Here is a 14930-nt window from a genome sequence, read left to right as displayed (position 1 = left end):
AATATAAATGATAAATAAAGTAATTGTTTTGAATCAGTGAGCAGTAGTTACAGGAGCGTCTAAAGGATTGGGATATTATTACTGTCAAGCATTATTAGCACAAGGTTATCACGTATTAGGGGTATCACGTGATAGTAAAAAAATATTAGAATTAGCAGATAAGTATCCACACTTACAAGTTAAAAATTATGATTTAGATTTATCTGATTTAAAAAATATTTATAAATTATTTGAGTTATCAAAAGAATTAAATGTAACAGTAGTTATTAATAATGCTGGTTATGGTGTTTGAGGAACATTTGCAGATAGCATGTTAGAACAAGAATTAAATATGATTAATTTAAATATTTCTTGTTTACATATTTTAACAAAGTTATTTGTTCAACGTTTTAGTAAAAATAATTATGGTCGTGTTATTAATATTGGAAGTATGGCAGCTTTTAGTCCAGGTCCTGTTTTTGCTAGTTATTATGCTTCTAAATCATATGTTTGAAGTTTAGGTGTTGCAGTTAATTATGAATTAAAAAGAGCAAAAAGTAAAGTAAGAGTAATTACAATTTGTCCAGGTCCATTAAAAACTGAATTTTGAAATCGTAGTAGTAATGGTAAAGGAAATAAAGAACATTATAGTTCATTATTACCAGTTTTAGATACTGAAACTTATGCTAAAAAGTCTTTACAAACAGCCTTAAAAACAAAAAGAAAAAGTTTTATTATTACAGGAATTTCTAATAAAATTACAAGAACTATTATTAGAATATTACCTTTAAAAATAGTACTTAAGTTAGTGTATAATTATCAAAAAAATCGATAGAAATAATTTTTTTGTTCTTTTTTAAAAAGAACTAATTTTAAATATGTTTATAAAACTTATTTAATTTTATTACAAATAAGTTGGTAAATAGTTTATTTTTTTTCTTATTTTTTATTGTTTTTTTAAAAACAGTTTAAGATATATGCAACTTTTTAAATTTAAGAAGTTATTAAAAAGAGGTGTTATTTATGAAAAAATATTTGTCTATTTTAACAACATTGGCATTATCAACATCGGCAATATTATCAAGTTCTTCATTATTAAATTCATATGTAAAAAAATCTAATTTAATTGAAATTTATAATTTAAATAATGTAGTACAGTCAATTAATATTATTGAAGTTCCTTTTTTTGCTAATAAGGGGAAAACAATAACTAAAAGTTTTGAAAAAAATGTGATTATTGCTTTTAGTGATCCTTCAAAATTAATATATAATTAACTGATATAAAAAGTCATGTCGATTTTCATATAAATGGAAAAGATTATTATCATAGTGACCAAAATCCAAATGCAGTTGTTGTAGATAATAATACAAAGTTTGTTTTAAATTCTATTGGAAATGAAGGAAATATGAATGAAATTCAATAAACAATAAGTTATGATTATTTTTAAAAGAATAATGAAGTGAATAATTTGTTTATGAATTTTAATTAACCTGAATTGTAAATATAAATGGGACAGTTTTTTAAAATAATTGTATTAAATCTATTGGTCTTTTATAAGATAGTGATTTTCTGGGTGTAGAATTAATTTGAAATGCTATAGTATTTAAATCTTTTTGTTTATATGAAGATAGATCTGTAGATTTTGGTAAATATCGGCAATGTTTAGTAATCTGTGTAACTTACAAAAATAACTATGTTTAATTAATTCTAGTAAATATAATTAAATGACTAGAAAGAGTGAGTTACAGATGGCTAAAAAACAAAATATTAATAATAATGATCCAATATCAAAAGCAGTAGATTTATTATTAGAAAATACTGAAGATTTAACAACAGTTTTTAAAGAAGGGGGTTTATATAAAGAATTAACAAAACGTTTAGTTGAAAAAATGTTGAATTCTGAAATGCAAAATTATTTAGGATATGAAAAAAATCAACATAGTAATACTGAAAATGCTCGTAATGGTACAAGTTCAAAAAAATTAATAACTCAACAAGGTAAAATTGAGATTGATGTACCAAGAGATCGCAATAGTGATTTTACTCCTGTAATAGTTGCAAAAAGACAGCGAAGATTTGATGGTTTTGATCAACAAGTGCTTTCACTATATGCAAAAGGTATGACTCTATCTGACATTAGAATGCAGTTACAAGAGTTATATCATGGTGCTGATATTAGTGAAAGTGTTATTAGTCAAATTACTGATGATGTTATTGATGATGTCAAAGCATGACAAAATCGACCATTAGAAAGCATTTATCCGATTGTTTATTTTGATTGTATAGTAGTTAAAGTTAGACAAGATAAACGGATTATTAATAAATCAGTTTATATAGCATTAGGAGTTGATTTAGAAGGTAAAAAAGATGTTTTAGGCTTATGAATTAGTGAAAATGAAGGTGCTAAATTTTGATTAGCTAATTTCACAGAAATGAAAAATCGAGGCTTAAATGATATTTTGATTGCTTGTAGTGATAATTTAACAGGCATGTCAGAAGCAATACAAGCAGTTTATCCTAAAACAGAACATCAATTATGCATTGTTCATCAAATTCGAAATAGTTTAAAATATGTTTCATACAAACATCGAAAAACTCTAGTTACAGATTTAAAACCAATTTATAGTGCATGTAGTGAAGAACAAGCAATGCAAGCTTTAGAATCATTTGAAAGTAAATGAAATAAACAATATCCCCAAATTGCTAAATCTTGATATAAAAATTGAGAAAATTTGATGATTTTTATTAGTTATCCTGCAGAAATCAAAAGAGTAATTTATACAACAAATGCTATTGAATCTGTTAATAGTCAATTACGAAAAGTTATTAGAAACAAAAAAGCTTTTCCTAATGATATGTCAGTTTTTAAAATATTTTATTTAGCAATTGAAAATATAACAAAAAAATGAACATTGCCTATTCAAAATTGAAATACAGCAATTGCTCATTTTATGATAAAATTTGAAGATAGAATTAATCTGAACTAGTACTTTGTAAAACAAAGATACACAGATTTCTAAAAAGCCTCTAAATATCTTCTTAAAATACCATTATTATTTTCATTTAAACCTCTTTGACAAGGTTTACCAGGATCTGCAAAATAAATCTTAACATTACAATTTTTTTCGATTAATTTTCATTTACTAAATTCTTTACCACGATCAAAAGTAATAGTTTTAACTGTTCCTTTTTGTAACTTTGAAATAAATTTTATTATACTTTTTGTAATATTTTCTGATTTATTATTTTTAGTTGCTAAAGGAATTGTGGTTTTTGATCATATATCAGCTAAAGTAATAATAGAACTTTTATGATCTTTACCAATGATAGTATCACCCTCTAAATGACCAAATTCTTCTATATTTTTAATATTAGGAATGATTAAATTTCTTTCATGAATAGACTTACAATTATTAATTCTGCCCCTAGTTTCTTTTTGTTTGTGAGGTTTATTTTTTCCTTTTCTCAATAAGTTATTTTCATCAAAACCCATTCGATTTGTTTTAAACATGTTATATAAAGTTTTTGTTGAAATACTTTTTATTTTATTTTCCTTTAAAAAATTAGCAATTATATCAAGAGCATAATTTTTAGTAATTAACAAATGATTAATAGTATTAATTTCTATTAAAGTTAAAATTATTAATTTTCTACCTGCATTTTGTTTATTTTTTTGAATTTTATTCAATATTTCTAATGGTAATAAGTTTTGATTTAATAATCTACAAACTCTATGTACAGTTGATTTACTATAATCAATGGCTTTTGCTATTTTACGAATCGAAAATCCATAACTTTTATATTCTTTTATTGCTATTATTGATTCAATAGTCAGATACTTATACATTGTGCTAATTCCTTTCTTTTCTTAATTATAGAATTAACACAATTTAATTTTTATATAAGTGTCCTTTTTAATTTTACAATTCAGGTAATTAAATAATATTTATATTATAAAATTAATTAAAGCATTAATAATAATTTATAATGATGATTAAGCAAAATATATCTTTAATTTTGTAGAAAAGTAATGATACATGATAAAGTGTTATTTTTAGAGAATTTTTACACTAAATAATGTTACTTTTAACAAATTTTTAATTAAAAATAATATTTTAAGTGTAAATTGATGAATAATTTTTGGTCATCCATACTTTTCTACATAATTAAAAAAATATATTATATACAGTATGAGATTCTATTGTAATTTGGTTTAAATTTGTTATTATTATATTTGTCCTAAAATTTTAGGACAAAACATCAGTTTAATTAATTTAAAATTGTAAATTTGGCTTTATGCCCTTATATGAGTAATTTTCATGTAAGGGTTTTGTATTTTAATTTATTGATATGAATCTTTAATTTAGTTTAAAAACTCAATTTAATATCTATTCCAATTTCATAAATTAATATTCCCACTTACCCTTAAACCAAAATTTATACAGACTAATAATTAAAAACATTTTAAAATTTATATCATTATAATTTAAAAGTATTAAGTTTAAGGTCAAATTTACTCTTTTATGGTAATTAAGTTTGTTTATAGTAAAAGTATTATTAAAACTTTAGAAAATGAGGTTTATTAAATGCAGAATATTATAAATTGTGGCATTTATTTTGCCAATGTGCCATTAACAAAAACAACTAATGAAACTAGATGTGAAAATATAAATTGTAATTATCAATATTGTAATGGTTGCAAACTTGAAACAGTTATCATTTGAACACAAACTCCTGATCAAAAATGTTTAATAATTCCTATTATTAGAAATTCAATTGAGCAACATGAGCAAAGCCTAGGCTTATTAGGTGATAACTTATCTATTATTAAATTGAAAAAATCTAATAATAATTCTATTTTAAGTTTTCGCGAGGAAGATATTAGTTATGCTGATCTTAATCGTGCAACTTGAATTAAAAACTTTAGAATTGGTGATGAATACTTAATCAATGGAGAACTTCGTGTCTTAAATGAAACTGAAATTCATGATTTATCTTTTAGAGTAAAAACATTACCAATATCAAGTCTTAATACAATTGCCAATATTGGTATTAATAAAAATTTAAATTTAAATAATAAAATTGTAAGTTATAGTGACAATACTTTGAAAGAATAATTTCTTAAAACAATTAAAAATATAAAAATTCTTAATATTAAATTTTTCTCTCTTTTAAAATTAAAAAATAATAAATTTAGGGTAGTAACATTAACGTGTTACTACCCTAAAATAATAAAGAATTGTCTAAAGTATTTTAAAATTCAAAAATTAGATAAATATTCTTTATTTTTTGCTTGTTTTATTGTTAGCGCTATTCGTTTGGCAGATATGCTATAAGTTTATAATATTCTTTAAATTCAGAACTAAATTCTTTATCAGTTACTCTATTCAATAATTCAGTATTGATTGCTCCAAGTGAAATTACTGTAATTCTAATATTAGTTTTATCCTTTGCTACTTCTTCTCTTAATGATTCACTAATTGCTCTAACTGCTCATTTTGTTGCTGAGTAAACTGCTTCACCAGCATGAGCAAAATGACCAGCAATTGATGAAATATTAATGATATGACCTGAATTTTGTTGATACATTAATGGTAATGATGCAGCTATACCATAAAGTGTTCCTTTAATATTGACATCAATTGTTTCATCTCAGTCTTTAATGTTTTTTTGTTTTAAAGATGTTAGTATCATAATTCCTGTGTTATTAATTCAAACATCAATTTTATTAAATGTTTTAATTGCAAATTGTGCTAGTTTTTCTTTTAATTATGTAGAAAAGTATGGATGACCAAAAATTATTCATCAATTTACACTTAAAATATTATTTTTAATTAAAAATTTGTTAAAAGTAACATTATTTAGTGTAAAAATTCTCTAAAAATAACACTTTATCATGTATCATTACTTTTCTACAAAATTAAAGAGTTTTTCTACCTCATGATGTTTGATGACATCAGTTACTAAATAATTTGCTTCACCATTTTTATTTTTAATACTAGTAACTAATGCTTTAAGTTTTTCTTCTCTTCTTGCAGCTAAAATTAATTTATGACCGGCGCTTGCTAATAACTTAGCTGTTTCCATACCAATACCACTAGAAGCACCTGTGTGATTACAATAACTTTTGATTTCATGTGTATTCACCTCTAAACTATTGATCAACAATGATTAATTTTTTTATTTTTAATAATTAATGCAATTAAAATTGCTTTTAACAGAAATGTTCTTTAATTTTGTAGAAAAGTAATGATACATGATAAAGTGTTATTTTTAGAGAATTTTTACACTAAATAATGTTACTTTTAACAAATTTTTAATTAAAAATAATATTTTAAGTGTAAATTGATGAATAATTTTTGGTCATCCATACTTTTCTACATAATTAAAAGAAATGTTTAATAAATGTATGTATAATTAATGAATATTAAATTAAATAAAAAATAATGATTTACAAAATTAAGTAATTGTAAATTCTCTGCTTAAGAAAATAAAAAAGAAACAGGGGTAAAAAATGGTAAATTATAAAAAAATTAATTGATTTATTTTAGCAATTATTATTTTTGGTCTTTTATTTATGATAATTGGATTAAGTTTACTTACTAGCAAAGTGTTAATAGGAAGTCATACAGAATTAGTCACTAATGGTTTTGGATTAATCTCGGGAAAATATAAAGAGTATTCTCATTTAAATGGAATTTTAGATGTATTTAATAATAATTTAAATGATTGATTTAACATTTCAAATGTAAGATGTGGTGTTGTTTTTACAATATTTTTAACTCCCATATTTTTATCTATAAGTATAATTTGTTTTTTATATAATTATTATATTTTTATATTTTTTAAAAAGTAAAATAAGAATAACATTATTTTTGATAAATATTTATTAGAATTTATGTATTTTTATTTAGTTAGCTAATGAATCTAATTATTACTATTAAAATCAGCAATTTTGACAGTATATTCAAAAGTTTCACTTGAAGTTACATCAACAATTTTGCCTTCAATTATTACCTTTATTGTTATTGGATAATTCATTTTGTAGTTTAAAAATTGATCACCTACTGAAATTGCTTCTATTTTGCATTTTTCTAAATGTTCTTTAAATGAATTTGTTAAACTTGGAATAGTAACATTGTTTAAATCATTAATAAATCATTCTCAGGTTTTATTAATACTAGCTTGATTATAAGCTGCTTGAAACAAATTACGCATATAATCTAATGCTACTTGTTCAGCGATAATGTTATATTTTTTTTCTGTTGTTGTTTTTCTATCCCTTACTGCAAACATTCCACTTGGATAGTCATTATTTTTTAATAAGAAAATTCTTTTAATTATGTAGAAAAGTATGGATGACCAAAAATTATTCATCAATTTACACTTAAAATATTATTTTTAATTAAAAATTTGTTAAAAGTAACATTATTTAGTGTAAAAATTCTCTAAAAATAACACTTTATCATGTATCATTACTTTTCTACAAAATTAAAGGAAAATTCTAGTGAGTGGTGATAAGTCTAAAAGTTGAGTAATATAAATAGTCATACTATTTAAGTTTTCTTTAATTTGATTAACATCATTAAAACCAAAAACAGGTACTTTATATCTTACCGTTTCATAATTATTATTAGTGTTATTTTTATTTTCATTTTTTTCTTCGTTATTGGTTATTTTTGTTTTCATTATAATTTTAATTTTTTCATTGATATTTTTATTGTTCATTAGTATTTCTCCTTTTATTTAATAATATAACCTAGGTTATTTAGTAATACTAAATTGACCTAGGTACTAAGAAAATATAAAAAATATTATATTTTATGAATTACTAAAATTATTTAATTACGCTTTTTTAACTGCTTTAACAGTAAAGTGGAATTTAACTGATGAACTAGCAGTTACTTGTGGTGCATTAGGTACGGATGCTACAACTTTGTAAATGAAATCCATTTTATAGTCTAGTGCATCTCCTGAAACTATATATGCATTTAAACATTCTTTTGTATGTTTTTCAAATTGATTTTCTAAATCGTTAATAGAAACATCCTTTAATTTTGTAGAAAAGTAGTGGTATTAGTAAAATTAGCAAAAATATATTTTTATATGGTATTTTTAATATTAAAGAGGTGATTTTAAATGAATAAAATACAGTAAAAGAAATTTTAAATAATTTGTCTGATAAAGATTTTATTGAGATTTTTAGAGAAAATAAAACTAGAATTAAACAAATTGAGAAAAAAGAAAAATTTGAAGCAGTCGAACAAAAATTCAAAGAGAAAGGGATTCAATGTCCAGATTGTAGTTCTTTTTTGTGTACTAAATATGGTAGTAAAGATTATAAGCAAAGATATAAATGTAAAAGTTGTAATATTACTTTTCATGCTTTTAAAAATTATTATTTTTATTGAAGTCATTTATCTCATGATCAATGAGATTTATTGATACAAATAGCTACTTTAGGTCAATCTGCTTACATTATTTCTCAATTTATTAATACTACAAATAAAACTGCCTGATTTAATCGTCAAAAATTTATGAAATCAACACAATTAGTAAAAACACAAAATCAATTTGTAAAATTAAAAGCTAGAATTGAAGTTGACGAAACTTTTATCAAAGAAATTCATAAAGGAAACTTTAAAGATCCAAATGATCCAAGAAAACAATGAATTGAAGAAAATGCTAAAGATTTAAATTGTTGTATTCAAATGGCAATTGATGAAAACCGAAATATCTATGCTCAAACAATAAATACTAAAAGATTAAATAAAAAATGAGTATAAGAAAACTTAACATCGAAACTTATCGAAGAAAATTCAATTATAGTTTGTGATATGCAAGTATTATATGATACAGTAGCTAAACAAACTAAATCCACTATCCAGCAGTTTAAATCAAAAGAAAATAAAGAATTAAATTATAAAAAATTAAGTAATGTCAGTAAAATACAATCAAGTTTAAAAGAATTTATTACTCATTACCATGGCATTGGATTTACCAATATTCAAAATTACCTCAATTTATGGAAATGAAAATATCAACACTACAGATTAACCCCTTATCAAAAATCCAATGTGTTATATTTCAGTTTGTAAAAAAAAATAAATCCCAAAATTTAATAAAATCAAATTTTAAGTCAAGTTGATGACTTTTTTTATTTTACCACTACTTTTCTACAAAATTAAAAGAAACATCTGTTTGATTAGCAATTGATCATCCTCATTGTTGACCTTGTGCTAATATATATGCTTTTGGAGCTGTTTCTTGAAGTCTAGTAAGTAAATATTGTGGTACAATTGATGTTATACCAGCACTTGTTACTAATACGAATGTTCCATCTGGATATTGTTCATCTTTTAAAAACGCAACTTTTTCTGTAGCTGGTAAAGCTTCTAATATTTGATTAATATATGGAACCATACTGTTTAAGTTAGCTTGCACACTAATAGGATCAACGTTATCTAGTACATTAATATTATTACTATCAGTATTTCCAGTAGTAGTTGTATGTTCAATTTTTAAATGCCCTAAAGTAAATGTAGTTTTTTGCATATTTTATTCTCCTTTGTTACTAAAATAAATTATTATTTTTAGTTTTAGTTTATTTTAAGATTAAGATTAAGATTTACCTAATGTAATATTTTTTTATTTTTAATATCGATAATAGCAAGATATTTATAATAATGTGAAAGTGATATTAGATAAAAATATTTTTTGTAAATCTTAATTTAAGTCTATAATTGAAAAAAAGAATATACAATAAAAAAATAATGCCTGCATAAAAATATAAATTTTTCTAATATTTTATTTTAATAATGTTTAAAACAAAACTAAGCAAAAACAATTATTTTTTAAAATATTATCAATAGTTAAATTTGTATATTATAATGATTTTATATATTTATGTTATAATCAAGAAAATTATTATTACTATTAAAAATAAATCAATATTGGAATTTTTTAAATATTAATTTGTGGGTGCTTTAATGACAAGAATGGAAAAGTATAAAAGTTTACGTGAACAAATTGCTAAAGAAATTAAAGAAAATAGTAAGCTTTGAGAACAAGAACAAAAAATAGAAAATTATTATCAGCAACTAATAAAAATTGATAAATCATATTTTGAGCCAATTTTTCAAAAATTAAATTCTGATTTAAATTTAGTTAATTTTGAAAATTATTTTATTAAAAATAATGAACAACATTTAGATGATAATGATAAATTAATATTGGAAAATATGTTAGAAAATATTAATAATATTTTAAAAAAATATAGTGAAAATATTGATTTTGAAATAGTTGATATGCCATTAATAAGTACTAACTTGGAATATCAAACGTTAATTAATAGTATGCATAATAAAATAAATGAATTTCAAAAAGACTTAGAAAGTAAAATTCATGATGTCAAAAATTTTGTTAAAAATTTAGAATTTAAATATAAAAAGTATAAAATAAATAATACTGATCTTAATAAAGGACTAAAAGAAATTAATCAAGAACATAATAATTTTCAAGATGAATTACAAAAAATTAAAATTAAGCATAATTATAAATGAAGTTTAACAGTATTTAGTATTATCATTATTTGTTTAATTTTAATAGTCGTGTTAGTATTATCATTAATATTATTTATTAAGTAGAGAATGGAGAAAAATAATGTACCCAAAGATTAATATTGCAATAGATGGTCCAGCAGCTAGTGGTAAATCAGCAGCAGCATATTTGCTTTCTAAAAAAATTGATTATCAATTTATGGATACAGGAATTATGTATCGTAGTTTTACTAATTATTGTTTAAAAAATAAAATTGCTTTTGAAAGTGAAGATTTAATACTTGCAGCATTACAACTTTTTGATATAAGATGAGTTAATGGTCATTTTTTATTTAATGATCAACCACCAACAGAAGAAATTTATGATAAAAATGTTACTAGTAGAGTACCAATAATTGCTTCGTTATCTGAAGTTAGAAAAGTTATGGTTGCTAGAATTCAAGAAATGGTTAGAAATCAAGGCTTTATTGTCGTTGGCAGAGATATTAGTAGTGTTGTTTTACCTGATGCTCAATTAAAGATTTTTTTAACTTCTAGTTTACACGCTCGTAGTGAAAGAAGATATAAACAGTATATTAAAGAGGGTATTAATATTACGCAAGAACAAGTATATAACGATATGGTAATTCGTGATAATGTTGATAAAACTCGTAGCACTGGTCAACTAGTAATTGTTGAAGATGCAGTTATTTTAGATAATAGTGATTATAATTTACAAACGACCGTTGATAAATTAAAAATTTTATATGATAATTACTTTAGTCATAAAAAATAATATTTTAAATATAAGGATTTGAATAAAATGAATAAGTTACCAAAAGTAGTAATTGTAGGACGCCCTAATGTTGGTAAATCTTCAATTTTTAATCGTATATTACAAAAAAAAGTAGCAATAATTGAAGATATGCCTGGAGCAACTAGAGATCGAATTTATGGCATTGGTGAATGATTAACACAAAATTTTGTGATTATTGATACGGGTGGTATTACTAAAACGATTACTAATTTTACTCAACAAATCAATCAACAAGTTAATATTGCTTTAGCTGAGGCTGATATTGTTTTATTTGTTTGTTCTTATCAAGAAGGTCTAACTCACGAAGATGAAGATATTGCCAAATTATTATACAGAACTAAAAAACCGGTTATTATTATTGCAAATAAATATGATAATGTTCAAAAAGATAATGATAAAATTTATGATTATTTAAAAGTTGGCTTTGGCGAACCAATTTTAGTATCTGCTAGTCATGGTGTTGGTTTTGGTGATTTATTAGATATGATAATTACTAAGTTACCAAAAGAGGTTCATACAGAAAAAAAAGAACATATTAATTTAGCAATTATTGGTCGTCCCAATGTTGGTAAATCAAGTTTAGTTAATACTATTCTTCAAGAGAATAGAGTTATTGTTTCACCAATAGCAGGAACAACAACTGATGCTATTGATAGTAATTTTGTTTATAATAAAAAAGAATATTGTGTTATTGATACTGCGGGAATTCGTAGAAAAGGAAAAATTACTGAATATTTAGAAAAATATAGTTTAATTAGAACTACTAATGCCATTGAACGTAGTGATATTGTTTTGTTTTTATTAGATGGTAGTGTTGAAATTCAAGAACAAGATTTAACAATAGCAGGAATGGCAAAAAATTTAGATAAGCCAGTTATTATTATTGTTAATAAATGAGATTTAGTTAAAAAAAATGAAAAAACAATGCAAGAGTTTACTAAAAAAATAAAAGAAAAATTTAAATACCTTGAGTATTCTTTTGTTGTATATTTATCTGCTTTAGAAAATACTAGAATTCATACTTTATTTGCTACTATTAATGAAGTATTAGTCAATATGAATTTAAGAATTAAAACAAGTATTCTTAATGAAATAATTAATAAAGCTCAATTAATTAATGAGCCGCCTTATTTTAAAGGTGGTAGATTAAAGATATATTACACAACACAGGTTGAAAAAAATCCGCCTACTTTTATTTTAATGGTAAATGATCCACAACGATGTCATTTTTCTTATGAACGTTTTTTAATTAATCAAATTCGTGAACGATTTGGTTTTCAGGGTGTACCAATTAAATTAAGATTTAGAATGCGTAAGTCATTGTATAATAAACAATAAAAAAGTGTAAAATTTTGTGATTATATTTATTTTAAAGAAAATTATTGTATAATAATATTTATTAAGATAAAAAACTAATGATTAGAAAGTGTAAATGATTATGCTAAATTTTTTAACATTAGAGTCGCACAATAAAAGTTTATCAACATCGGCAATGTGAATAATGTTTATCATTGGTTTGATTTGTATTGGTATTATTTTTCTTGTGTTTTTTTTATTTAAAAGAAAATTACGTAAAGAAAGGAGCCTGATTAACGAGCAATTTTTATTTAAACCAAAAAAAGTTACATATCAAGTTTTTCATTTTTGAAATAAAGCTCTTTATATATTTTTAATGTTTTGTGCAACAGTTGGTGCCATTGTGCTATTATCAGTTTCAATAAGTTCAATGTTTTAATTTTGAAAAATTAAGAAAAAGTTTTAGGAAGGGGTTAAAATATGGGTTTAGTTTTCTGAAAAAAACATAAAGAGAAAAATCAAACAAAAAATAGTAATATTGAATTAAAAACCTCAAAAGAAAAAAGTCCTTGAAATAATGTTTTAAAATTTTTACAAGACTTAGGTAAAGCATTACAGTTTCCAATTGCAGTATTACCATTCGCTGCTATTTTAAACAGATTTGGAGCATTAGGACTTACATTTACTACTACAACTGATGCTGGTGTTATGCATGTTACTAATGAAGTGGGTTATTGAATTTCATATATTATTCAACAACCAGGAAAAATAGTATTTGATAATTTACCATTATTATTTGCTTTGGGTTTAGCATTTGGTTTAGCTAAAGATCATCGTGGTGAAGCTGCATTAGTTGGAGCAGTATTTTATTTGGCAATATCTGCAATGACGTCAATTGAACATTCATTACCAGAAATGTTATATAAAAATGTTTTAACTTTTACATCAAGTAAAGGTGAAAAATTTTCGTCATTATTTTATGTAGAAAAATTTGGAACAGATGGTAAAACTATTATCGGTGGTATTTATGTATTAAACATTGGTGTTTTTGGTGGAATTGTGGCAGGATGTTTATCTGCAGTTTTATATAATAAATATAAAGAAATCAAACTTCCTCAAGCATTATCATTCTTTGGTGGTAGAAGATTTGCACCAATGGTGGCTTTAACAATAACTATTCCCACTGCTTTGGCATTTGCTATTGTTTGACCATGAATTCAATTAGTATTAATGAAATTTGGTCAATTAATTGCTAATCCAAATAATCCAGCAGTTGCTATTCCAGGAACAGCAGTTTATGGAATATTAAATCGTTTATTATTACCTTTTGGATTACATCAAATCTTAAATACTTTTTTTTGATTTCAATTACCAATTAATGGTCAGATAATATCTCCAATTACAGGTGCTGCATCTGGAACAACGGAATGAGTAAATGGAGACATTAATGCTTTTACTAGAGGTATTGAAGGATCTGGATTTTTTCAATCAGGTTTCTTTCCTATTATGATGGGTGGTATTCCCGCTGCTGCCTTAGCTATGATTATGGCAGCTAAAAAAGAAAATAGAAAAATGGTATCAGGATTTTTAGGAGGAGTTGCTTTAGTTTCTTTTATTAGTGGAATCACTGAACCAATTGAATTTTCATTTGTATTTATTGCTCCATTATTATTAGTAATTCATGCCTTATTAACAGGGATATTTATTGCAATAACGACAGCATTGCATATCCAAGTTGGTTTTGGTTTTAGTGCTGGAATTATTGACTATTGCATTTCTTTTGCTCAATCATGAGGATTTGCTAATCATGCTACAGGTGCTTATCATATTACTTCAAATCCACTATGAGTATTATTATTAATTGTGGCTGCTGGTGGAGTTTATTTTATTGTATTTTATACATTAATTACTAAAATGAATATTGAAACACCAGGAAGAGAAGAAGATTTTGGTGTTGAAGAAAATAAAGTAACAACAAAATCAGAGTTAAGCAATAAAAATCTTAAAAGTGATAAATATACATTAATGGCAACAAAATTAATTGAAGCAATTGGTGCAGATAATTTTGTTGAAATTGATAATTGTGCTACTAGATTACGTTTGATTGTTAAAGATACATCACGTGTTAATTTGGCAAAAGTTAAGGCCGCAGGAGCATTTGGTACTAAAATTTTGAGTAAAGAAGCTTTGCAAATTGTTATTGGTACCGATGTTGAACATGTAGCCAATGCAATAAAGGCACAGTTACAAAATTCAGCAACTTTGAATATTAAAACTAAAGTTAATCTATAATTAAAAG

General features: G+C 23.7%; 17 protein-coding genes and 2 pseudogenes. 12 read left to right on the top strand and 7 right to left on the bottom strand.

The genetic code is table 4. From position 1 onward, the window contains the following. Nucleotides 1-7 precede the first annotated feature (7 nt). Nucleotides 8-814 carry an SDR family NAD(P)-dependent oxidoreductase gene (locus AAHH39_RS08395; protein ID WP_342217738.1) on the top strand — a complete coding sequence of 269 codons (807 nt, stop codon included), beginning with the start codon at nucleotides 8-10 and terminating at the stop codon, nucleotides 812-814. 188 nt (nucleotides 815-1002) lie between these two features. Next, nucleotides 1003-1254 carry a hypothetical protein gene (locus AAHH39_RS08390; RefSeq protein WP_342217737.1) on the top strand — a complete coding sequence of 84 codons (252 nt, stop codon included), beginning with the start codon at nucleotides 1003-1005 and terminating at the stop codon, nucleotides 1252-1254. Between the two features lie 246 nt (nucleotides 1255-1500). Here the strand turns inward: AAHH39_RS08390 and AAHH39_RS13415 are convergent. After that, nucleotides 1501-1635: pseudogene (locus AAHH39_RS13415) on the bottom strand (IS30 family transposase); the annotation flags it as partial. 93 nt (nucleotides 1636-1728) lie between these two features. Between AAHH39_RS13415 and AAHH39_RS08385 the strand changes: the two are divergent. Beyond that, nucleotides 1729-2967: an IS256 family transposase gene (locus AAHH39_RS08385; RefSeq protein ID WP_342219298.1), complete on the top strand. Its 1239-nt coding sequence runs from the start codon at nucleotides 1729-1731 to the stop codon at nucleotides 2965-2967. Here the strand turns inward: AAHH39_RS08385 and AAHH39_RS08380 are convergent. Beyond that, nucleotides 2954-3827 (bottom strand): annotated as a pseudogene (locus AAHH39_RS08380) (IS30 family transposase). The gene AAHH39_RS08385 and the pseudogene AAHH39_RS08380 sit on opposite strands and share 14 nt — an antisense overlap. 739 nt (nucleotides 3828-4566) lie before the next feature. Here AAHH39_RS08380 and AAHH39_RS08375 point away from each other — a divergent pair. Next, nucleotides 4567-5097, top strand: a complete 531-nt coding sequence (locus AAHH39_RS08375) for a hypothetical protein (protein WP_342217735.1) — start codon at nucleotides 4567-4569, stop codon at nucleotides 5095-5097. Nucleotides 5098-5290: 193 nt separating this feature from the next. On the opposite strand, the gene AAHH39_RS08370 is transcribed toward AAHH39_RS08375, so the two are convergent. Continuing rightward, nucleotides 5291-5674 (bottom strand): SDR family oxidoreductase, encoded by a 384-nt coding sequence (locus tag AAHH39_RS08370; RefSeq protein WP_342217734.1) that lies wholly within the window; start codon nucleotides 5672-5674, stop codon nucleotides 5291-5293. A 7-nt stretch (nucleotides 5675-5681) separates the two neighbouring features. Here AAHH39_RS08370 and AAHH39_RS08365 point away from each other — a divergent pair, with 7 nt between their 5' ends. After that, entirely contained in the window at nucleotides 5682-5861 is a 180-nt protein-coding gene (locus AAHH39_RS08365) for a hypothetical protein (RefSeq protein WP_342217733.1), read from the top strand. Between the two features lie 23 nt (nucleotides 5862-5884). Here the strand turns inward: AAHH39_RS08365 and AAHH39_RS08360 are convergent, their stop codons facing one another. Next, nucleotides 5885-6067, bottom strand: coding sequence for an SDR family NAD(P)-dependent oxidoreductase (locus AAHH39_RS08360; protein ID WP_425288902.1), 183 nt, complete (start codon nucleotides 6065-6067; stop codon nucleotides 5885-5887). A gap of 427 nt (nucleotides 6068-6494) precedes the next feature. Here AAHH39_RS08360 and AAHH39_RS08355 point away from each other — a divergent pair, with 427 nt between their 5' ends. Beyond that, the gene (locus AAHH39_RS08355) at nucleotides 6495-6836 is read left to right on the top strand and encodes a hypothetical protein (protein ID WP_342217731.1); all 342 of its coding nucleotides are present in this window, start codon (nucleotides 6495-6497) and stop codon (nucleotides 6834-6836) included. 71 nt (nucleotides 6837-6907) lie between these two features. Here the strand turns inward: AAHH39_RS08355 and AAHH39_RS08350 are convergent, their stop codons facing one another. Both AAHH39_RS08350 and AAHH39_RS08345 read right to left on the bottom strand, forming a co-directional pair. After that, nucleotides 6908-7357, bottom strand: a complete 450-nt coding sequence (locus tag AAHH39_RS08350) for a hypothetical protein (protein WP_342217730.1) — start codon at nucleotides 7355-7357, stop codon at nucleotides 6908-6910. A gap of 114 nt (nucleotides 7358-7471) precedes the next feature. Next, the gene (locus tag AAHH39_RS08345; RefSeq protein ID WP_342217729.1) at nucleotides 7472-7708 is read right to left on the bottom strand and encodes a hypothetical protein; all 237 of its coding nucleotides are present in this window, start codon (nucleotides 7706-7708) and stop codon (nucleotides 7472-7474) included. A 446-nt stretch (nucleotides 7709-8154) separates the two neighbouring features. Between AAHH39_RS08345 and AAHH39_RS08340 the strand changes: the two genes are divergently transcribed. Together AAHH39_RS08340 and AAHH39_RS08335 are read left to right on the top strand one after the other, a co-directional pair. Beyond that, entirely contained in the window at nucleotides 8155-8766 is a 612-nt protein-coding gene (locus AAHH39_RS08340) for a transposase-like zinc-binding domain-containing protein (RefSeq protein ID WP_342217728.1), read from the top strand. A 51-nt stretch (nucleotides 8767-8817) separates the two neighbouring features. Continuing rightward, nucleotides 8818-9078, top strand: a complete 261-nt coding sequence (locus AAHH39_RS08335; RefSeq protein ID WP_342217727.1) for a hypothetical protein — start codon at nucleotides 8818-8820, stop codon at nucleotides 9076-9078. Between the two features lie 70 nt (nucleotides 9079-9148). Here the strand turns inward: AAHH39_RS08335 and AAHH39_RS08330 are convergent, their stop codons facing one another. Then, on the bottom strand, nucleotides 9149-9535 hold the full coding sequence (locus AAHH39_RS08330) for a hypothetical protein (protein WP_342217726.1): 387 nt from the start codon (nucleotides 9533-9535) through the stop codon (nucleotides 9149-9151). Between the two features lie 443 nt (nucleotides 9536-9978). Between AAHH39_RS08330 and AAHH39_RS08325 the strand changes: the two genes are divergently transcribed. The 4 genes from AAHH39_RS08325 (at nucleotide 9979) to AAHH39_RS08310 (ending at nucleotide 14923) form a co-directional block, all read left to right on the top strand. Then, the gene (locus AAHH39_RS08325; protein WP_342217725.1) at nucleotides 9979-10626 is read left to right on the top strand and encodes a hypothetical protein; all 648 of its coding nucleotides are present in this window, start codon (nucleotides 9979-9981) and stop codon (nucleotides 10624-10626) included. A gap of 16 nt (nucleotides 10627-10642) precedes the next feature. Further along, nucleotides 10643-11314 carry a (d)CMP kinase gene (gene cmk, locus AAHH39_RS08320; protein ID WP_342217724.1) on the top strand — a complete coding sequence of 224 codons (672 nt, stop codon included), beginning with the start codon at nucleotides 10643-10645 and terminating at the stop codon, nucleotides 11312-11314. Between the two features lie 27 nt (nucleotides 11315-11341). Beyond that, complete coding sequence (der, locus tag AAHH39_RS08315) at nucleotides 11342-12673, top strand: ribosome biogenesis GTPase Der (RefSeq protein WP_342217723.1); 1332 nt, start codon at nucleotides 11342-11344, stop codon at nucleotides 12671-12673. Nucleotides 12674-13111: 438 nt separating this feature from the next. Further along, on the top strand, nucleotides 13112-14923 hold the full coding sequence (locus AAHH39_RS08310; protein WP_342217722.1) for a PTS transporter subunit EIIC: 1812 nt from the start codon (nucleotides 13112-13114) through the stop codon (nucleotides 14921-14923). Nucleotides 14924-14930 lie beyond the last annotated feature (7 nt).

Source organism: Spiroplasma endosymbiont of Amphimallon solstitiale, assembly GCF_964030965.1.
Lineage (GTDB): Bacteria > Bacillota_I > Bacilli_A > Mycoplasmatales > VBWQ01 > Spiroplasma_E.
This window is presented reverse-complemented; position numbering and strand designations above follow the sequence as displayed.